At 64.0% G+C, this 19457-nt stretch carries 22 protein-coding genes; 10 read left to right on the top strand and 12 right to left on the bottom strand.

What is annotated here, in order from left to right:
- Positions 1-57: 57 nt before the first annotated feature.
- The 3 genes from B0G80_RS32640 to B0G80_RS47370 all read right to left on the bottom strand — a co-directional run bounded on the left by B0G80_RS32640 (position 58) and on the right by B0G80_RS47370 (position 2125).
- Entirely contained in the window at positions 58-840 is a 783-nt protein-coding gene (locus B0G80_RS32640; RefSeq protein ID WP_106282419.1) for an ABC transporter substrate-binding protein, read from the bottom strand.
- 403 nt (positions 841-1243) lie between these two features.
- Positions 1244-1588 (bottom strand): hypothetical protein, encoded by a 345-nt coding sequence (locus B0G80_RS32635; RefSeq protein ID WP_258879100.1) that lies wholly within the window; start codon positions 1586-1588, stop codon positions 1244-1246.
- Between the two features lie 384 nt (positions 1589-1972).
- Entirely contained in the window at positions 1973-2125 is a 153-nt protein-coding gene (locus B0G80_RS47370; RefSeq protein WP_258879099.1) for a hypothetical protein, read from the bottom strand.
- Between the two features lie 10 nt (positions 2126-2135).
- On the opposite strand from B0G80_RS47370, the gene B0G80_RS32630 reads away from it, so the two are divergent.
- The 5 genes from B0G80_RS32630 to B0G80_RS32610 all read left to right on the top strand — a co-directional run bounded on the left by B0G80_RS32630 (position 2136) and on the right by B0G80_RS32610 (position 6514).
- On the top strand, positions 2136-3137 hold the full coding sequence (locus B0G80_RS32630) for an extracellular solute-binding protein (RefSeq protein ID WP_258879098.1): 1002 nt from the start codon (positions 2136-2138) through the stop codon (positions 3135-3137).
- A complete protein-coding gene (locus tag B0G80_RS32625) occupies positions 3137-4945 on the top strand; it encodes a GGDEF domain-containing protein (RefSeq protein WP_116121985.1) in 1809 nt (602 codons plus the stop codon). The genes B0G80_RS32630 and B0G80_RS32625 overlap by 1 nt, the downstream gene beginning before the upstream one ends.
- A gap of 393 nt (positions 4946-5338) precedes the next feature.
- Entirely contained in the window at positions 5339-5647 is a 309-nt protein-coding gene (locus B0G80_RS32620) for a hypothetical protein (RefSeq protein WP_116123805.1), read from the top strand.
- Positions 5648-5658: 11 nt separating this feature from the next.
- Positions 5659-6012 (top strand): hypothetical protein, encoded by a 354-nt coding sequence (locus B0G80_RS32615; protein ID WP_243856446.1) that lies wholly within the window; start codon positions 5659-5661, stop codon positions 6010-6012.
- A gap of 55 nt (positions 6013-6067) precedes the next feature.
- Positions 6068-6514, top strand: a complete 447-nt coding sequence (locus B0G80_RS32610) for a lytic transglycosylase domain-containing protein (RefSeq protein WP_116121984.1) — start codon at positions 6068-6070, stop codon at positions 6512-6514.
- A gap of 92 nt (positions 6515-6606) precedes the next feature.
- On the opposite strand, the gene B0G80_RS32605 is transcribed toward B0G80_RS32610, so the two are convergent.
- The 7 genes from B0G80_RS32605 to phnG form a co-directional block, all read right to left on the bottom strand.
- The gene (locus B0G80_RS32605) at positions 6607-7740 is read right to left on the bottom strand and encodes an alpha-D-ribose 1-methylphosphonate 5-triphosphate diphosphatase (protein WP_116121983.1); all 1134 of its coding nucleotides are present in this window, start codon (positions 7738-7740) and stop codon (positions 6607-6609) included.
- A gap of 120 nt (positions 7741-7860) precedes the next feature.
- Positions 7861-8625 carry a phosphonate C-P lyase system protein PhnL gene (gene phnL, locus B0G80_RS32600; protein ID WP_116121982.1) on the bottom strand — a complete coding sequence of 255 codons (765 nt, stop codon included), beginning with the start codon at positions 8623-8625 and terminating at the stop codon, positions 7861-7863.
- A gap of 8 nt (positions 8626-8633) precedes the next feature.
- Positions 8634-9404, bottom strand: coding sequence for a phosphonate C-P lyase system protein PhnK (gene phnK / locus B0G80_RS32595; protein WP_116121981.1), 771 nt, complete (start codon positions 9402-9404; stop codon positions 8634-8636).
- A complete protein-coding gene (locus B0G80_RS32590; protein ID WP_116121980.1) occupies positions 9401-10333 on the bottom strand; it encodes an alpha-D-ribose 1-methylphosphonate 5-phosphate C-P-lyase PhnJ in 933 nt (310 codons plus the stop codon). The genes phnK and B0G80_RS32590 overlap by 4 nt, the downstream gene beginning before the upstream one ends.
- The gene (locus B0G80_RS32585) at positions 10330-11472 is read right to left on the bottom strand and encodes a carbon-phosphorus lyase complex subunit PhnI (protein ID WP_116121979.1); all 1143 of its coding nucleotides are present in this window, start codon (positions 11470-11472) and stop codon (positions 10330-10332) included. The genes B0G80_RS32590 and B0G80_RS32585 overlap by 4 nt, the downstream gene beginning before the upstream one ends.
- Positions 11472-12083, bottom strand: coding sequence for a phosphonate C-P lyase system protein PhnH (gene phnH, locus B0G80_RS32580; protein ID WP_116121978.1), 612 nt, complete (start codon positions 12081-12083; stop codon positions 11472-11474). Before phnH ends, B0G80_RS32585 begins: the two co-directional genes overlap by 1 nt.
- Positions 12083-12580 carry a phosphonate C-P lyase system protein PhnG gene (gene phnG, locus B0G80_RS32575; RefSeq protein ID WP_116121977.1) on the bottom strand — a complete coding sequence of 166 codons (498 nt, stop codon included), beginning with the start codon at positions 12578-12580 and terminating at the stop codon, positions 12083-12085. The genes phnH and phnG overlap by 1 nt, the downstream gene beginning before the upstream one ends.
- Positions 12581-12761: 181 nt before the next feature.
- Here phnG and phnF point away from each other — a divergent pair, with 181 nt between their 5' ends.
- From phnF to phnN, 3 genes are read left to right on the top strand one after another with little or no spacing between them, the layout of a single operon-like run.
- On the top strand, positions 12762-13520 hold the full coding sequence (phnF, locus tag B0G80_RS32570; RefSeq protein ID WP_116121976.1) for a phosphonate metabolism transcriptional regulator PhnF: 759 nt from the start codon (positions 12762-12764) through the stop codon (positions 13518-13520).
- A complete protein-coding gene (locus B0G80_RS32565) occupies positions 13517-14239 on the top strand; it encodes a DUF1045 domain-containing protein (RefSeq protein ID WP_116121975.1) in 723 nt (240 codons plus the stop codon). Before phnF ends, B0G80_RS32565 begins: the two co-directional genes overlap by 4 nt.
- Positions 14240-14241: 2 nt before the next feature.
- Positions 14242-14796: a phosphonate metabolism protein/1,5-bisphosphokinase (PRPP-forming) PhnN gene (gene phnN, locus B0G80_RS32560; RefSeq protein ID WP_106282406.1), complete on the top strand. Its 555-nt coding sequence runs from the start codon at positions 14242-14244 to the stop codon at positions 14794-14796.
- Positions 14797-14802: 6 nt separating this feature from the next.
- On the opposite strand, the gene B0G80_RS32555 is transcribed toward phnN, so the two are convergent.
- Complete coding sequence (locus B0G80_RS32555) at positions 14803-15711, bottom strand: LysR family transcriptional regulator (RefSeq protein ID WP_116121974.1); 909 nt, start codon at positions 15709-15711, stop codon at positions 14803-14805.
- 134 nt (positions 15712-15845) lie between these two features.
- Here B0G80_RS32555 and B0G80_RS32550 point away from each other — a divergent pair, with 134 nt between their 5' ends.
- Positions 15846-17036 carry a M20 aminoacylase family protein gene (locus B0G80_RS32550; RefSeq protein ID WP_116121973.1) on the top strand — a complete coding sequence of 397 codons (1191 nt, stop codon included), beginning with the start codon at positions 15846-15848 and terminating at the stop codon, positions 17034-17036.
- A 63-nt stretch (positions 17037-17099) separates the two neighbouring features.
- A complete protein-coding gene (locus tag B0G80_RS32545; RefSeq protein WP_116121972.1) occupies positions 17100-18401 on the top strand; it encodes an MFS transporter in 1302 nt (433 codons plus the stop codon).
- A gap of 32 nt (positions 18402-18433) precedes the next feature.
- Here the strand turns inward: B0G80_RS32545 and B0G80_RS32540 are convergent, their stop codons facing one another.
- A complete protein-coding gene (locus B0G80_RS32540) occupies positions 18434-19258 on the bottom strand; it encodes an IclR family transcriptional regulator (RefSeq protein ID WP_116121971.1) in 825 nt (274 codons plus the stop codon).
- Between the last annotated feature and the right edge of the window lie 199 nt (positions 19259-19457).

Below are 19457 nucleotides of genomic sequence, written 5' to 3'. Positions count from 1 at the left end.
GTGGCGGAGCCCGTTTCTGCCAACCGGCATGCGCGCGCTCAGACGCGCATGGCCAACTTAGCCGCCGTACACGTCGAAGTCGAAGTACTTCTTCTCGAGCTTCTTGTACGTACCGTCCTTGATGATGTCGGCGATCGCCTTGTCGACCTTCGCCTTCAGATCCGTGTCTTCCTTGCGCATGCCGATGCCTGCGCCGTTGCCGAGGATCTTCGGATCGTCGAGGTTCTTGCCGACGAATTCGAAGCCAGCGCCGCGCGGCGTCTTCAGGAAGCCGATTTCAGCTTGCACCGCGTCTTGCAGCGCTGCGTCCAGACGGCCCGACAGCAAGTCGGCATAGACCTGGTCCTGGTTCTGATACGGCACGACCTTCGCGCCCTTCGCTTCCCAGTACGTCTTCGCGTAGGTTTCCTGGATCGTGCCTTGCTCCACGCCAACCGTCTTGCCCTTGAGCGAGTCGGCCGTCGGCAGGATGCCCGAACCCTTCTTCGCCACGAGGCGCGTCGGCGTGTTGAACAGCTTGTTCGAGAAGGCGATCTGCTCGGCGCGTTGCGGCGTCATGGACATCGACGACAGCACGCCGTCGAACTTCTTCGCCTTCAGGGCCGGGATCATGCCGTCGAAGTCGTTTTCCACCCACACGCACTTGGCCTTCATGCGCGCGCAGATTTCATTGCCGAGGTCGATGTCGAAGCCAACGAGCTTGCCGTCCGAGCCCTTCGACTCAAACGGGGGATAGCTGGCGTCAACGCCGAAACGCACGGTCGACCAATCTTTAGCGTGTGCGCCAATCGAGACGGTAGCAAGCAGAGCAACCGTCAAAGCCGCTAGCAGTTTTTTCACTGTTTAACTCCTCGGTGTAGTTCAAATTCGCCCGCATGCGATTGTGCCGCTGCGGGGCACCCGGCGCGACTCACGACCGGGCTTGGGTTGAAGCTGCCAGCCGGGGCGGCCAGCAGCGCGCGCCAAGCTTATCAGTTCAAAAAGATTGGGTAGCTAGTGAAACACCGGATGGCGCATGAGGATAGCTTTTAGTGCTTGAATGTGGTGGAGATTCGGAAGCGGCCGCGGTGCGTATTGCGTAGGTATTGGATGGAATAAGCTGCGCGCCTCGGATTTGTAATCGCCTGGTAATGAAGTTGGCTAATTGCGGCTGCACGATCGCGGCTGCCGGACTCATGCGCGAGTCAAGAATGGCTCAAGGCGCCCGAATACCGCTGGACTACAACGCGGCCGGTTACTCTGTTTACTCTTTGCCGAGCGATTCCGCGCGCGCTGCGCCGACCTCGCCGCACCATAGCTCGCCTTTGGCCATCATCTGCGCCTCATGCGCGGACATGCCTGAGCAGGTGCCGCGCATGTCCTGCGTCTCGCGCTCGGCGCGCGCGAGCGCGGTCCGGTTCATTTCGCCCTGCAGCCAACTGCCGAAACACGCGATCGATCCGGCCGCGACGGCCACCCACATCCACTCTATTTTGCTCAGGCGCATGATCTGTTTCTTGTCCGTCTCTTCGATTGCCCAGGAGACAGGCCGCGTGGCATCCGGCGACGCTGCCGTCTGCCATCTGTCGCCGCCGGCGGCTTGGGGCAAGAGATCGTTTATCGGCATCCGCGCGGGTCTTCTTTAGAAGCGCCGCTGGCAACTTCCGAATGCCATGATCAAGCGACGGACTGTCGCGCGGCATTACAGCGCGCGGTTCACGTGTTCGCGCGTTTCAATCCATCGATGGCGAGTTAAAGTTTGCGCAAAACTTGCCGTTAAATGCAGATGAGCGGGTCTGCTGCATCGCGTCCGACTGGTAATTTTTTCGACTGTGGCTGAGCCAAAAACCAAAAATGGTTTTCTTAGCGCTATCATCGATGCTCCTCGCGCTCAGCCACATGCAGCATCGAGCGTCTCTGTCTGAAGAAAGTCACCGGGCAACCTGTCCGCGGATCGAGTCCGCGTGTTTGCGCTCGTCAGAAAGGCCTTCTGCTAAACGGTGTTGGTTATGCACATGATGTTGACAGCAGATGCAAAGCGCATTTTTAAACGATTCTTCCATTCACGAATCGCTGGCGCCGTGGCGCGCTCACGTTTGTCGTTATGTGGCGTTTGTCCGGGATTTTTAACATATTTGATCGGCACGCTTATCTGCGTGAGCCTTTTCTCGGCGTCGCCGGTTAAAGCCGACGAGAAGATTCTGCGCGTGCTGGCTTGGCCCGGCTACGCGGACGCCGACGTCGTCAAGAATTTCGAGGCGCGCTACCAAGCCAAAGTGGAAGTGACGCTGGTCGATTCCGACGAGGCGCTGTGGGCCCAGATGCACGCCGTAAGCGCGCCGCCTTTCGACGTGCTCGCCGCCAATACCGCGGAAATCCAGCGCTACACGCAAGCGAATCTGCTGGCGCCGCTCGATCTCGCGAGCGTGCCGAACACCAAACGACAATTGCCGCGCTTTCAGGCGCTTGCCTCGATCGGCGGGATCACGTCGAGCGGCAAGGCATACGCCATACCCTTTACGTATTCGTCGATGGGCCTGATCTACGACCGCAAGCAGGTCGCCGTGGCGCCGCGCTCCATGCGCGAATTGTGGAATCCGCGCTATCGCGGCAAGGTGCTCGACTTCAATAGCGCGCAGCACAATTTCTCGTTCACGGCGCTGGCGCTCGGCTATCCGCATCCTTTTCAACTCGATGCCGCGCAAATGCGCGCGATTGCTCACAAGCTCGTCGATCTGCGCCGCAATCTGCTGACCTATTACACGTTGCCCGAGGAGGCGACCGCGTTTTTCATCCAGCATAAGGTCGCGCTGATGTTCGGCAACTACGGCACCCAGCAGGTCGAGTTGCTGCGCCGCGCCGGCGCCGATGTCGGCTACGTGATTCCCGACGAAGGTGCGCTCGCGTGGCTGGATTGCTGGTCGATGACGCGCGCGGCGGCCGATCGGCCGCTGGCGCTCGCGTGGATCAACTACATGCTCGAACCGGAGGTCAGCGCGTTGCTCACGCAACGCCAGGGACTCGCCAACACGTTGACGGCACCCACGGAAAACACCGATAACGCGCGCATTGTGTGGATCGGCCCGGTGGAAGATATTCAGCGGCGCGAGGACCTGTGGGCCCGAATCGTGTCCGGGGACCGGTCGGAGCGTTTTTGATGATGCGGCCTGGGCTGACCTTCAAATTATCCGTGCTGCTTGCGTGCATCGGCGTGCTCGCGTCCGGCGCGACCGGCTACTACGCGTATCGCGCCAACCGCACGATGCTCGTGAACGAAGCCGAGCGCAGCCTGCTCATGTCGACGGAATTGCTCGGCCAGCGCTTTTCCACCTCGATCGACGATGTCGCCGCCGACGCGCTCGTACTCGCGAGCATGCCGTCCACGGCGGAGCTCGCGCAGACCGACGACGGTGCCGGCCCGAGCGCGGCACGCGAACGGCTGGCACAGGTGTATTCCAGTTTCATGGTGCATCACCCCGAGTACCTGCAAGTCAGGCTGATTTCGCGTCAGCACTATGGACTCGAACTGGTTCGCTTCGACCGCGACGCCGACGGCCTCGTGCGCGTCGAAGGGGACAAGCTGCAGGAGAAAGGCCAGTTCGCGTATGTGTTCGACACGCTGGCGTTTTCGCCGGGCCGCATCTACACCTCGCCAATCCTGGTCAACCATGAATTCGGCTCGCATGCCGCGGAGGGCAAGCCGACCTTGCGGCTCGGCACGCCGGTGTCGAACGGTAACGGCACGGTGGTGGGCGTGGTCGTGATCGACATCGATCTGGCGGGTTTGTTCAAGCGCGTGCAAAGCGATTTGCCGAGCGACTATCAGGTCTATCTGGCCAACGAGTGGGGCGATTTCCTCGTCAATCCGGACGCCTCGAAAACCTTCGGCTTCGATCGCGGCCGGCGCGTGCTGATGCAGGACAGTTTCTCCGTGACCAAGCCGCTTTTCGAACAGACGCAAAGCGAGGCGCTGGTCAACGGTCTTGCGCGGCCGCACCAGGCCGCCGGCCAGGTGCTCGCTTTCGTGCGCAGGCCGTTCGGCGATCTGGAGGGCAACCGCTTCATCGTGCTCGGTCTCGCCAAACCGCTCGAAGACGTCTTGTCCGGCGCGAATCTGCTCGGCGACAGAATCGTGCGCATGGTGCTGATTTTCAGCGTGCTGGCGCTGTTCCTCGCGGTTCTGTTCGCGCGCGCGCTGACCAAGCCGCTGCATAGTCTCGCGTACGCGGCGACGCATCTGTTCGCCGAGCACGCGATGGAAACGCTGCCGCTCAAACGCACCGACGAGATCGGCGTGCTGGCGCGCTGCTTCGACCGGCTGCGCCGCGAAATTAAAGCGCAGATGGACGCGCTGCACACCAAGCAACGCGAACTTGTGCATCTCGCCACGCACGACGTGCTGACCGGACTGCCGAACCGCGTGCTGTTCATGGAGAAGCTCGAAAACGCGATCGACGAAGCGACGCGGCGCGAGGAAGGGCTGGCCGTGCTGTTCGTCGACCTGGACCGCTTCAAGCAGATCAACGATCAATTCGGCCATGCCGTCGGCGACAAGGTGCTGGTCGCGGTGGCGCGCCGGCTGAAACAGGTGCTCTGTTCCGCGGATGTGGTGGCGCGTCTGGGCGGCGACGAGTTCATCGTGTTGATCGAGGGGCCGCGTTCGGCGGAGGCGGCGCCCGCCATTGCCTCGCGCATCATGGCGGCGTTGAACGAGGAACTCCAGGTGGACGGGCAAGGCATGACCGTGGGGGCGAGCATCGGCATCAGCCAGTTCCCGGACGACAGCGGCACAGCCGAGGAACTGCTGCTCAACGCGGATGCGGCGATGTACGCAGCCAAATCCGGCGGACGCTGCGGCTATATGCGTTATCACGATGTGCTCGACATGCGCCGCCGCGAACAGTTCGAGCAGGCGCAGGCGGACGTTGGCGCGACGCAAGGGCACGAGGCCGAGCCGACGGCGTGATCTGGCTGAATACGCGGGCTGCCGGCCTGAATTGGCGACGCTCCTGACGGGCGTTGCTGTGGCCGTCTGCATAGCTCGCTGTGGGTAAGGGACTTTGCCCACAGCTTTCTGTGTTCTTTCCAGCGGCTTTCTGTCTCTGTCGCCGGCTTCTCTCTTCCCTCCAAAACCGCGAGGCAAGTTTGCTTCGATCCTCGCTTCGCCGAGCGCCGAAGCAATCGTTTGCGCCGATCTTGAGGCAAGTCTTTTTGATTTTCAGCGAAGCGTTTCCGCCATATCAACTTTGCCGCGAGCCTGCCGAAAACTCCGATATAGCAACGAATCTGACGGGAGACTTCCGTGAAGCGACAGATAGGGTTATTGGCTGCCGTTTTCGCGGTCGCCGGATGCGCGCAGATGCCTGCGCCGACTGCGGCTCATCCGGACAAGGCGCCGAACGAGGTGATCAGCTTCGACATTCCGCCCGACGCGCTCGGCGCGCGCGATCCGCAACTCGCCGCCGTGCTCGCCAAGGCGGGCGCGCTGGCTGCCGCGCAGCCGCAGTCCACGGTCGTGCTCGTGACCGCGCTGGGACAGGACTTCGCGTATCTGAATCAGGCGGTGTGGAAGGGCGTGCCGGCACAGCGCACCGCGCGCGTGAACTTCGAGAACCGCACCGCCGGGTTGGGTCAACCGTATAGCGTGTCCATCAGGACGGTTCAGTGAAGGAGGGCACCGTGACGGTTCGCATCGTTTTTCTCGCCCTGGCCATGCTGCTGAGCGCGCCGGCCTTCGCCGGTCAGCCGGGCGCGGATCTGCAATCCGTCGGCGCAATCCCGGCCGCATTTCCGGCTGCGGCGGACAAGGTGTATCCGCCGTTGCCGTCGCTCGCGATGCTCCCGCCGCCGGGCGCGGGCGACGACGCGTTGCCGCTCAAGCCGGCGACGCATCGCAAGAAGCAGCGTGTGGCGGCGCCGACGCAAGAGCGCAGAAGTCCGCCGACGCCGGTCGTGCGCATCGTCGTATCCGACGCCTCGCATGCCTATCTCGACTCCGTGCAGCGCCAGATCGAACAGGCGTTGGCTAAGTAATCCGGCGGCGCTGCGGCGCTCGCCTCTTTATCGCTGACAAGCGGAAGGATGCAGCATGTCCTTGAAGATCCTCCTGACCGCGCTCGCCTGGCTGTCGGTGTGCGGCGCCGCGCAAGCGGCCGACGACTGTTTCAACGAAGCCGCGGCTTATCAAGGTGTCAACCCGTGGGTGCTGCGAGCGCTGGCGTGGTACGAATCGAAGGGTGACGCGAGCGCGATACGGCAAAACGTCAACGGTTCGATCGACGTGGGTCAGTTGCAGATCAATTCGATTCACTTCGACGATCTCGCGCGCGAAGGCGTGCCGCATCGCGCGCTGATCGATCCGTGCGTGAACGTGTACGTGGCGGCCTGGCTGCTGAAACAGAAGATGGTCAAGCACGGCAATACGTGGCGCGCGATCGGCGCTTACCACTCGGAAACGCCGAAACAGCGCGATGCGTATGCGCGTGGGATTCAGAAGGTGCTGGTGGCGTGGGGGCAGTTGCCGTCCACGCCCTGAGGCTGTTCGCGAGGCGTGAGCACACGCCGTGCACACGCCCCGCGAACATCGAAAGACCCTTGAAACAGGGTCTTTTCTGCACATTTCAAACTTCAAACGACCCGTGCCCCGCCGCGAAACGTTGCGCGCGGCACCGGCAACGTGTCGAGCATCGTCACACGCACGAAGTCCGCGCGCAATCCCGCTTCGATCGCGCCGCGGTCGTGCAAGCCGGCGGTGCGCGCCGGTTCGGCGGAGACCGTTTGCATCGCGCGCGGCAAGGTCCAGCCGGCTTTGTCGACCAGTTCGAACACAGCGGTCATCAGGCTCGACGGCACATAATCCGACGACAGGATATCGAGCAAGCCTGCGTTCGCCAGTTCGAGCGCCGACACGTTGCCCGAATGCGAGCCGCCGCGCACGATGTTCGGCGCGCCCATGATGGTCGAAATGCCGTGTTCGCGCGCGGCTTGGGCGGCGATGCGGGTGGTCGGGAATTCGGCGAGCACGATGCCTTCCTGCCTGGCCTGTTCGACGTGCTCGATCAGCGTGTCGTCGTGGCTCGCCACCGGAATGCCGAGCCGGTTGCAGCGCGCGACGATCTCGCGGCGGTGCGCGTCGGCGTAACGCGCCTGTTCGACCGACAGTTCGGCCAGCGCCGTCTCGACGTGTTCGTCGCTCAGCTTGCCGTTGCGTTCCTGGAAGCGGCGCCATTGCTCGCGGTCGTGCCATTGACGCTGCCCCGGCGTGTGATCCATGACCGAGGCGAGCCGCAGCAGTGGATGCGCGCACAATGAATCGAACACTTCCACCACGTCGGCGGTGGCGATTTCGCAGCGCAGATGCAGGAAATGTTCGGCGCGCAACAGCTTGCGCTCGGAAAACCGCGTGAGCGACGCGGCGCATTGCGTCTGCAGATCGCGGCCCCGCAATCCCACGTTCGTACGCGAGCCGATGGCGAGCGCATCGAACACGGTGGTGATGCCGGCAGCTGCCACTTGCGCGTCGTGGATCACGAAGGCGGCATCGGTATTCCATTGCACGCCCGGACGCGGCGCCAGATGCTTCTCCAGATTGTCCGTGTGCAGTTCGATCAGGCCGGGCAACAGATAGTCGCCGTCCCAATCTTCGGCTTCGCGCGCGCTGGTCGTGCCGCGCTCGACATCGCGAATCACGCCGTCTTCGACGTGTAGCACGCCGGTGAATACTTCGTCTCGCGTCACGATGCGAGCGTTCCTGATCAACATCGACTTGCTCCGTAGTCAGTCAGACTTGAGTGTGGCTATATGGTGTTTTTTGCATCGATGCCGCATGCGTCAGTGTAGTGCTGTTTCGCGCGGCGCTCGCGCCGCTTCATGTGATTCGCGTCAGTGACGCAGCGGCGGCTGCAGTTCCAGGCGGCGCGTGGCCACCTTGCTGCGCGTATCTTCGTCGTGGAAAATGCCGACGATCGCCGCGCCGCGCTCGCGTACCTCGACGATCAGATCGGCGACCACGTCGCGGTTTTCCGCATCGAGCGAAGCCGTCGGTTCGTCGAGCAACAGCAGCGGGTGCTCCGCGATCAAACCGCGCGCGATATTCACGCGCTGCTGTTCGCCGCCGGAGAATGTAGCGGGCGCGAGCGACCACAGCCGCTCCGGCACATTCAATCTGGCCAGCAGCGCGGCCGCACGCGCGCGCGCTTCCTCTTCCGGCACGCCGCGCGAGAGCAGCGGTTCGGCGACTAGCGTGAGTGTCGGCACGCGCGGAATCACGCGCAGGAACTGGCTCACGTAACCGACCACGCCACGGCGCAGACGCAACACGTCGTGCGGTTCGGCACCGGTGATCGACACGGGCTGGCCGTCATTCGCCGCATCGCGAACCACGATTGAGCCACTGCTCGCCAGGTAATTGCCGTATAGACAGCGCAGCAGCGTGCTCTTGCCCGCGCCCGACGGCCCGACCAGCACCACGCACTCGCCGCGCTCGACATCGAGCGAGACGCCCGCGAGCGCTTCGATCCGCACACCGCCCTGGCCATGCAACGTAAACGTCTTGCCGATGCCGACCGCGCGCAGCATCAGCGCGGCGTTGTCGATGAACGCGTGCTCGCCGACGCGCGCTTCACTGCTTGTTTCAATGGATCGCATTGTGAGCCTCAAACCGGCAGAACCGAGGAAACCAGCGTTTGCGTGTACGGGTGCTGCGGATCGTCGAGCACCTGATCGGTCAGGCCCGCCTCGACCACTTCGCCGCCCTGCATCACCATCAACCGATGCGCGAGCAGACGCGCCACGCCGATATCATGCGTCACGATCAGCACCGACAGATGCAGCGTGGACGTCAGCGTGCGCAGCAGATCGAGCAGACGCGCCTGCACCGACACGTCGAGACCGGCGGTGGGTTCGTCCATGAAGACGAGCCGCGGACTGGTGACGAGATTGCGCGCGATCTGCAAACGCTGCTGCATGCCGCCCGAAAACGCTGCCGGAAATTCGTCGATGCGCGAGGCGTCGAGTTCGACGCGCTCCATCCACTGCGTAGCCGCGTAACGGATATCGCCATAGTGGCGCGCGCCGACCGCCATCAGCGGCTCGCCGATATTCGCGCCGGCCGAGACGCCGCTGCGCAGTCCGTCGCGCGGATTCTGCTGTACGAAGCCCCACTCCGTGCGCATCAGCAAACGGCGGCGCGGCTCGGACAACGCGAGCAGATCGAGCTTGTCGCCACGCGTGGCCGTGTAGTGAAGGGAGCCGCTATCGGCTTCGTTTTTCAGCGCGAGCGTGTTGAGCAGCGTGGTCTTGCCCGAGCCGGATTCACCGACGATGCATAGCACCTCGCCCGGATACAGATCGAAGCTGACGTTTCTGCAGCCGTTGCGGCCGCCGTATTGTCTGGTGAGCGAGCGGGCGCTCAGAAGCGGCGTCATGCGGGCTCTCCCTTGCGTGCTTCGCGCGACGGCAGATCGAGATCCGCGTCGCCGCGGCGTTCGTGACAGTAGTCGCTATCGGAGCAGACGAACATGCGCTTGCCGGCGTCGTCCACGATCATTTCGTCTAGAAAGCTTTCTGTTGATCCGCACAGCGCGCAGGCGTGCTGCCATTTCTGCACTTCGAACGGATGATCGTCGAAGTCGAGACTGCGCACGGGCGTGTACGGTGGAATCGCGTGAATGCGCCGCTCGCGGCCGGCGCCGAACAATTGCAGCGCGGGGTTCATATGCATCTTCGGATTGTCGAACTTCGGAATCGGTGACGGCGACGCGAGGTAGCGATGATTGACGATCACCGGGTAGTCGTATGTGGTCGCGATGCTGCCGTGATGCACGATGTCTTCATAGAGCTTCACGCTGATCAGGCCGTAATCGGCGAGCGCATGCAGCTTCTTGCATTCGGCGACGCGTGGCTCGAGGCGAAAGAGCGGCTCGGGCATCGGCACCTGATAGACGAGGATCTGCTTCTCGGTGAGCGGCGCTTCGGGAATGCGGTGACGCGTCTGGATGATCGTCGCGTCGACGGTGCGGCGCGTGGTCGCCACGCCGGTAGTGCGCGCGAAGAAGCGGCGGATGTTGACCGCGTTGGTGGTTTCGTCGGAGCCCTGATCGATCACCTTCAGCGTGTCCTGTTTGCCGATGATCGCCGCGGTGACCTGAATGCCGCCCGTGCCCCAGCCGAACGGCAGCGGCATTTCACGCGAGGCGAACGGCACCTGGTAACCCGGTACGGCCACGGCCTTGAGCAAGGCGCGGCGCAGCATGCGCTTGGTCTGTTCGTCGAGGTATGCGAAGTTGTAGCCGTCGGCGGCGCTGTCGTATGACGCCGTGGGCGCGGTGGCGAAAGATGTGTCGGGCGCGTTCATGCTGCCTGCTCCTGCTGACCGCTGGGTTGATCCGTGCCTGCTTCCTGGCTCTGCATGGCGTGCTTCGCGCGCAAACGGCGCACGAGTTCCAGCTCCGATTGAAAGTCGACGTAATGCGGCAGCTTCAGATGCTGCACGAAACCGGACGCCTCGACGTTGTCGCTATGCGAGAGCATGAATTCGATATCCTGGGTCGGCGAGCCAAGCGTTTCGCCGAGTTCCTCGGCGCGCAAGGCTCGGTCGACGAGCGCCATCGCCATCGCCTTGCGTTCCGAGTGGCCGAACGCGAGACCGTAGCCTTGTGTGAACGTCGGCGGCACCTCGCCGCTACCGGCGAACTGGTTGATCATCTGGCATTCGGTAATGTCGATGTCGCCGATTTCGACCGTTTCGCCCAGCTCGTCGAGTTCCATTTCCACGGCGATCGTGCCGAAGCGGATCTCGCCCGCGAACGGATGCGAATTCGCGTAGCCGCGCTGCGTCGCGTAACCCATCGCAAGCAGAAAGCCTTCGTCGCCGCGTGCGAGATTTTGCAGACGTGTAGCGCGGCTCGCGGGAAAGGCGAGCGGCTCACGCGACAGGTCGCCGGGTTCCGGCGCGTTCGGCGTGGGACGTTCCTGTTCGATCAAGCCTTCCTTGTCGAGCAGGCTGACGACGCGCGGCATGGGTTCTGTTTGCACTGCGGCGGCTTGATTCGAAGGCGACGGAGCCACGCTTGCTACCGCATCGCCTTCGGCCAGCAACGCGAAATCCAGCAGACGCTGCGTGTAATCGTAAGTCGCGCCGAGCAACTGGCCGCCGGGCACGTCCTTGAATGTCGCCGAAATGCGACGCTCGGTGTGCATCGCTTCGGTATCGATCGGCCGCGTGTAGCCGAAGCGCGGCAGTGTGGTGCGATATGCACGCAGCAGGAAGATCGCTTCGACCAGATCGCCGGCGGCTTGCTTGATGGCGAGCGCGGCGAGTTCTTCGTCGTAGACCGAGCCTTCGGTCATCACGCGCGCCACCGCGAGGCGCAATTGTTCGCGAATCTGCGCGACGCTGAGTTCGGCCAGCCGCATGTCGCCGCGGCGTGCCTTGTCGAGCAGACGCCACGACGCTTCGATCGCGCGTTCTCCACCCTTGACGGCAACGTACATCAGTTCACCTTCGCTTCAGTTGTGCGCGGCAGGCCGATCAGACGCGCGCCGCAGACGAGATAACAGTCCACGCCACAAGGAAACAGCGGCGCGAGGGCGGCGCGTTCGCGCCAGAAATGCTCGGGCAGGCCGACCGGCTCGATCGTGGCCGTGTGCTGGATGCCGGGGCCACTCAGCACGACCGGGGCGCCGCCCGTCAGCGCTTCGACGCGAATCAGCAGCGTGACCGATTGCTCGGGCGATTCCGCCGCGCCGAGCGCGAAGCAGTCCAACGGCGGCAACGCGCCGGCGTCGTGGATATAGGCGAACGCGGCGTGTCCCGGTTCGTCGACGAGCGGCGCGCCGGTATGGAAGCGCAGCGCCGAGGCCAAGGCCGTATCGGGTTGCGCAAGCCACACGGGCGTCGCGTAGTCGCAGAGTGCGAACAGCGCCGCGAAGGCGGCAAGTTCAGCGCGCGTGGCCCGCACTTCGGGCAGCACGTTCTCGACTACACCGACCGTGCCTGGACGCGACAGCGCGTCGAGCAGGGTGCGGAACACAGCTTGGGTGTCATGCACCGGGTCTGCGAAACCCGGTGTCAAAGCGGACAATGCAATCTGTGAGTTTTCCATCAGTCGCCCCGGACCATCGTGAAGAATTCGACGCGCGTGGCCGCGGCGTCCTGTTGCCGCCCGGCGCGTTTCACGGCCACCTGCGCGGCAAACGGCTCGATCAGTTGCTTATGCAAGACGGCGTGATGCTCCGGCATTTGCAGGAGCGCGTCTGCTAGCGCAGCCAGTTCGGCGCGCCGGCGGTCACGGCCGAGATGACATGCCACGCCGACGGCGGCGGCCGCGTCGCCCGAAGCACGCAGGCGCAAGGTGGCGCGCGTGACCGTGGCTTCGCCGAGATTGAACGGATCGCCGCTGCCGCCGACGCGCCCACGCACCATTGCGAGGCCGATCTCGGGCGGGCGCAGCCAGTCATACGTGGGAGTGGGGATGTCCCGAAGTGCGCGTTCGAGCGCGGCTTCGAGATCGGCGCGCGGCGTGCGCGCCAGCACGGCCATCCATGCGCGCCGGACAGCCGATGACGGAGCGGAGGAAGGCGAGGCGGAAGTGGCACTCATCGAAATTCCTGTTGATCCAGCGAGTAGACATTTGACCATCTATTCATCTAAACGTCTAGACGTTTAGGAGTATGCTTGTCGAGCCGTGTAGCGCATAAAAGCCGTTTCATATTTCCATCACGGCTTGCGCACTACAATGCACGTCATAGCGAATATTTGAACCTAGGGGAATGACAGCACCATGACATCGAACGACAACGCGACGCCGGGCACGATGCTCGAACGCGGCGCGGGCGTTGCCGTCTGGCGGCAGATCGAGCAGATCCTGGCGGCGGAAATCGCCGCCAGCGGATTTGGCGAAGAAGGGCGCCTGCCGAGCGAGGGCGAACTGGCCAAACGCTTCGACGTGAACCGGCATACCGTGCGCCGGGCCATGCTGGGTCTTGCCGCATTGGGCCTCGTCAGCGTCGAGCAGGGGCGCGGCACCTTCGTGCAACCGGGCGCCATCGACTATACGATTGGCCGCCGCACGCGGTTTACAGAAAACTTGCGCCAGCAGCATCACGCGGCGGCGGGCACGATGTTGTCGGCCGCGCGCGTGAAGGCCGAGCCGAGCGTCGCGAAGGCCTTGAGTCTGCGGGCCGGTGCATCGGTCTACCGGATCGAATCGCTGCATGAATCCGACGGCGTGCCGCTCACGTTCGCGCGCAACTGGTATCCCGCGGCGCGTTTCGCTGACTTGCCGCAAGTGCTGGAGCGCACCGGCGGCATCACCAAGGCCATGGCGGAATTCGGCGTGAACGATTATTTGCGCAAGTGGAGCCGCATTGGCAGTGTGCTGCCCGAACCGGAGGTGGCGCGGCGGTTGAATATCAACCGCCAGCAACCGGTGCTGTGGGTCGAGAACGTCGATGTCGATCTGCAAGGCACGCCCATCAAATACGGCTTCACGCACTTCGCCGCGGATCGCGTGCAACTGCTGGTGGAGCACGACCTATGAGCGGCGGTGAATGGAGCGCCGAGGCTCGTTTTGCCGTGTATTACGCGCCCTCGCGCGAATCGGCGTGGTGGCGAGCCGGGTCGGCATGGCTCGCGCGCGACGCGGAAAGCGGCGAGCGGTGCGAGGCGCCGCAACCTTCGGATCTCGCACGTCCACTCGTCGAACTGACCGAAGCACCGCGCCGCTACGGCTGGCACGGCACACTGGTCGCGCCGTTTCGACTCGCCGACGGCGTGACGCAGGCACATGTATTGCAAGCCACGCGTGAGTGGGCACGGACGCAAAGCGCATTTGCATTGCCGGTGGAAGCCGCGACGCTCGGCGACTTTGTTGCGTTGCGGCCGGCCGATGCGCGAGGTGAGGCCGGCATCCGCGCCGTGGCCGCGAGCGCGTTGCAAACACTCGGCAGCTTGCGCGCGCCGCCGTCCGCCGTCGATCTGGCGCGGCGTCTGGCGGCCCCGTTGAGCGAACGGCAACGTGCGCTGCTGATCGAATGGGGTTATCCATACGTGTTCGACGAATTCCGTTTTCATATGACGCTCTCCAGTTCACTCGCCGATGCCGAGGAGCGCGCCACGCTGGTCGCATGGTGGCGAGCGCGAACACCCGCGCTCGGGCCGCTGCTGGTCGATCAGGCGGCGCTCTTCGTCGAACCGGCGCCCGGTGAACCGTTCGTGTTGTGGCAGCGCGTGCCGTTTCAGACCGGCGAGGTGAAATAACAATGACAGGTCGCTTGATCTACGTAATGGGACCGTCCGGCGCGGGCAAGGATTCGTTGCTGGAGTTCGCGCGCAAGCACCTGATGGGCGAGCCGATTCTGTTCGCGCATCGCTACATCACGCGGCCGAGCGGCAACGGCGAGGCGCATGTGGCATTGAGCGTGGAAGAGTTCGCGGCGCGTTCCGTGCTCGGCCTGTTCGCGCTCGAATGGTCGAGCCATTCGCTGCGCTATGGCATCGGTGTCGAACTCGATGCGTGGCTTGCGCGCGGCTGCACGGTGGTCGTCAACGGCTCACGGCAGCATTTGCAGCACGTGCTGGCGCGCTATCCGCACACGGAAGTGGTACACGTGGACGCCGCGCCGCACATTCTCGAAGCCCGCCTCGGCGCGCGGGCGCGTGAGTCGGCGGAACAGGTGGCGGCGCGGCTCGCGCGCCGCGCGCCGTTCTCGTTGCCGGACGGCGTGCGCTGCACCACGATCGATAATTCCGGCGCGCTCGACGAAGCCGGACATGAGTTGATTGCGTTTTTAAAGGCGGAAGCCGACGTTCAGTAAGCCGTACTATCCTGCTGCCGCCATGCTCTCCCGTGTCGCATCCTGCAGGCACGATACGAACTGCAGGACGGCCGGCGTCGGCAGCAGGCCGCGCCGCGAAATGATGCTGAGATCGTAGTTAGGCAGCGCCTCTTCGATCTGCGCGACGCGAATGCCGAGCGGCGCGACCATCTGCGCAAGCGGCCGCGTGAAGCAGCCGATCACATCGGTTTGCGACACCAGTCCGAGCGTCACCGCGAACGACGACGGCGCACGGACCAGCCGCTTCGGCACCGGCAAGCCGTGCGCGGCGAACATCGCCATCATCACGCTGTGCGGGAAGTGATCGGCGCCCACGGTCACGATCCACTCCGCGTCGAGCAACTCATGCAGGCGCGTCACATTGGCAAGCGGATGCCCGGCGCGCATGGCGACGACGAACTGCGTCGAGTAGAGCGGCGCCTGCACCAGATCGCTGTCGAGCGCCTGCACATGATGGATCGCCGCGATATCCAGCGCGCCATTGCGCAAACGCGCGACGGCGTCCGGAATCGTCACTTCCTCCAGATGCAGATTGACCAGCGGCATCGCGAGGCGAAACTTCGAGACCGCGTGCGGCAGCGCCGTGAGCGCGATCGACGGCATGGTGCCCACGCTGACCCTGCCGGCCAGTTCTCCCTTGACCTGTTCGACCGCTTCGACCGTACGCCGCATGTCGCCGAGCAACTGCTCGGCGCGCGGCAGCAGCGCGAGCCCGCATGCCGTCAATTCGATGCCGCGTACGCTGCGCACCATCAGCTCGGCATTCAACGCGCTCTCAAGCTCGCGGATCGTATGCGTGACGGCCGGTTGCGTCACGCCGAGTTCGCGCGCCGCGGCGCGCAGACTGCGGTGATGAGCGGCGGCCACGAACGCTTGCAACTGCTGCGGTTTCATTCGGGTAATCCCGTATATAACGCTTGTTAATCGGGGTGAAAAAAACAGCATCTTATTCGAACAAAACGGCGTCGCTATAGTGCTCGCCTGTTTGCCGCGTTTTCATGCGGCCATGAATCCTTGGAGCCCTGGAGATGAGCGAAGCCGCGCGTTTTACCGAAGTGTCCGACCTGGCGCCCGCCGCCGAGAGCCTGCGCGAGATTCGCCATCACATTCACCATCATCCGGAACTGGCCTACGAGGAACACCAGACGAGCGCGCTGGTCGCTGGCAAGCTCGAGCAATGGGGCTGGCAGGTCACGCGCGGCGTCGGCCAGACGGGCGTGGTGGGCACGCTGAAGGTGGGCGACGGCAAGCGCAGTATCGGCATTCGCGCCGACATGGACGCGCTGCCGATCATCGAGCAGACCGGCTTGCCGTATGCGAGCGGCACGCACGGCAAGATGCACGCATGCGGCCACGACGGCCACACCACGATGCTGCTCGGCGCCGCGCAACGCCTCGCGGCCACGCGCAATTTTTCGGGCACGGTGCATCTGTACTTTCAGCCGGCCGAGGAGAGCGGCATCGACAGCGGCGCGCTGAAGATGATCAACGACGGCCTGTTCGAGCGCTTTCCCTGCGACGCCGTGTTCGGCGTGCACAACCATCCTGGCGAAGAACCGGGCGTGCTGTTGTTCCGTAAAGGGCCGTTCATGTCGGCGGGCGACAAGGCGATCATCACGATCGAAGGCGTCGGCGGCCACGCGGCGCGTCCGCATCTGACGGTCGATCCGGTCGTGGTGGCGGCGAGCATCGTGATGGCATTGCAGACGATTGTCGCGCGCAACGTCGATCCGTCGCAGCCGGCGGTGGTGACGGTCGGCTCGATGCATGCGGGCACCGCGAACAACGTGATTTCGAGCAGTGCGAAGCTGGAACTGAGCGTGCGTTCGTTCAGTCCCGAGGTGCGCGCGCTGCTGAAGAAGCGCATCACCGAACTCGCTGAATCGCAGGCCGCGAGCTATGGCGGCAAGGCGGTGGTGGAGTACATCGAAGGTTATCCGGTTGTGGTCAATTCGGATGCCGAAACGGATTTCGCGGTGGAGGTGGCGCGCGAACTGGTCGGCGACGACAAGGTGGTCGCGCAGACCGACATCCTCATGGGCAGCGAAGATTTTGCCTTCATGCTGCAGAAGCGGCCGGGCACGTTTCTGCGCATCGGCAACGGCGCAGGGGAAGACGGCTGCATGGTGCACAACCCGCACTACGACTTCAACGACCGCAATCTGCCGGTCGGCGCGGCGTTCTGGACGCGGCTGGTGGAGCGCTATCTGGGGCAGTGATCCGGCGCAACGCGCCGCGCCCTAGCCAAGCCCTACAACCATAACAACGAGGAAGACCACGCGATGAGTACCACGACCGATGCGAGCCACGCCGCCGCGGCGAGCCGAACCACGAGCCGAGGCGCGATCGCTGCCGCCGTGATCGGCAACTGGCTCGAGTTCTTCGACTTCACCGTGTATGGTTTTTTTGCCGTGATCATCGGTAAGCTGTATTTCCCGTCGGCGGATCCGACCACGTCGTTGCTGTTGTCGGTGGCGACGTTCGCGGCGGGCTTCGTCACGCGGCCGCTCGGCAGCGTCATGCTCGGCGTGTACGCGGACCGCAAGGGCCGCAAAGCCGCGCTCAATCTGACCATCATGCTGATGGCGGTGAGCACCGGCCTGATCGCAATCGCGCCGACCTATGCGCAGATCGGTTTGGCGGCACCTTTGCTGATCGTGTTCGCGCGTCTCGTGCAAGGCTTCTCGCAAGGCGGAGAGTTCGGCGCGGCCACCTCTACGTTGCTCGAACAGGGCGGCGGCACGCGGCGCGGTTTTCGCGCAAGCTGGCAACTGGCCACGCAGGGCGGCGCGGCGTTAATGGGCTCGGGCATCGCGGCGGCGCTGTCCGGCGCGTTGCCGAAAGACTCGCTGGAAAGCTGGGGTTGGCGCATTCCGTTCCTGCTCGGCGTGCTGATCGCGCCGGTCGGCATGTATCTGCGCCGCCGTCTTGCCGACGACACGGCGAGCGCGCACGGCCACGCGATCGAACGCGGCGTGCTGCACGAACTCTTCACCAGCCATGTGCGCCCGCTCATCCTGATCACGCTGACGGTGATGGGCGGCACGGTCTCGACCTACATCCTGACCTTCTACATGCCGACCTACGCGATCCACACGCTCGGCCTGCCGATGTCGCTATCGATGCTGGTCGGCGTCGCCTCGGGTTTCGTGATGCTGATCACGTGTCCGCTATTCGGCATGCTGTCGGATCGCATCGGCAGCCGTAAGCGGCCGATCCTGTTCGGACGCGGCGTGCTGGTGCTGCTGCTGTTTCCGGCCTTCATGCTGATCAACCGCTTTCCGCAGTTGCCCGTCATCATGTCGCTGACCGCGCTGATGCTGCTGTTTTACTCGATGGGTTCGGCGTCGGAATTTGCCTTGATGTGCGAGTCGTTTCCGCGGCGCGTGCGCGCCACCGGCATTTCGATCGCGTATGCGCTGAGCGTGTGCGTGTTCGGCGGGACCGCGCAACTCGTCGCCACGTGGCTGATCAAGCTGACTGGCAGCAAGCTGGCGCCGGCCGGTTATGTGGCGGCGTGCGTCGTGGTGTCGCTGATCGCGGTCTCGATGCTGAAGGAAACCGCGGACAAGCCGATCGATTGATTGCTTGCTCGAACAAGGCGCCGCCGCCGCGCTTACCCGCGCCGCGCCACCATCTCCGAGACGGTTTGCGCGGCGTGCTGCAACGGTTCCAAAAACGCCTTCACCATCTGCTTGCCGGAATTGCGCTGCGCATTGCCGCTGATATTCATCGCGGCGATCACGCGTCCCTGGCGATTGCGGATCGGCGCGGACAGCGAAATCAAACCGCCTTCCAGTTCCTGATCGACGATCGCCCAGCCCTGGCGGCGCACCTGCGCGATCAGCTTCTTCAACTCTTCCTTGTCGGTGACCGTGCGCGGCGTGTGGGCGTAGAGCGGCGTCGAGCCCAGCGTCGCGTCGAGCGCTTCGTCGTCGAGGGAGGCCAGCAGCACGCGGCCCATCGACGTGCAGTAGGCCGGCAAGCGGCTGCCGATCGACAGGTTGATCGTCATGATCTTGTGGGTCGGCACGCGCAGCACATAGACGATCTCGGTGCGATCGAGCACGGCTGCCGAGACGCTCTCGTGAACCTGCGCGGACAGTTGTTCCATTACCGGTTCGGCGAGGTTCCAGAACGGCATGGAAGTCAGATACGCGAAGCCGAGGTCGAGGATCTTCGGCGTGAGGCGGAACAGCCGGCCTTCGGCCTCCACATAACCGAGCGTCTGCAGGGTCAGCAAAATGCGGCGCGCGCCGGCGCGTGTGAGACCGGTGGCGGCGGCGACGTCGGTGAGCGTCTGTTCGGGGCGCGTGGCGTCGAACGCACGGATCACCGCGAGGCCGCGCGCGAACGACTGCACATAGGAGTCGCCCGGTTTGTCCGGGGCCGGTTCGGCGCTGACGGGAACGGCGGAAGACGGCGGCAGGGCTTTGCTCATGGACCTTGAAGATGCGTTCGAGGAACTGCGGACCCGCGCCGCGCCTGAATTCCCGGCGCGACGCGCTAAAGGCGTGACGATAGCTTAAGCCTTCTGTTTCGCCAACTTTGCCGCCAGATGAACAAAAATCCCAGGGTTTGCATGGATGCAGCCCGTGCCTAAAATTTGTATGATGACCCGACAACATGATCAATCGAGG

Origin of the sequence: Paraburkholderia sp. BL6669N2, from assembly GCF_003387275.1 — a bacterium.
Classification (GTDB): domain Bacteria; phylum Pseudomonadota; class Gammaproteobacteria; order Burkholderiales; family Burkholderiaceae; genus Paraburkholderia.
Note: the sequence above shows the minus strand (reverse complement) of the source record. Positions and strands in the feature narration are given on the sequence as shown.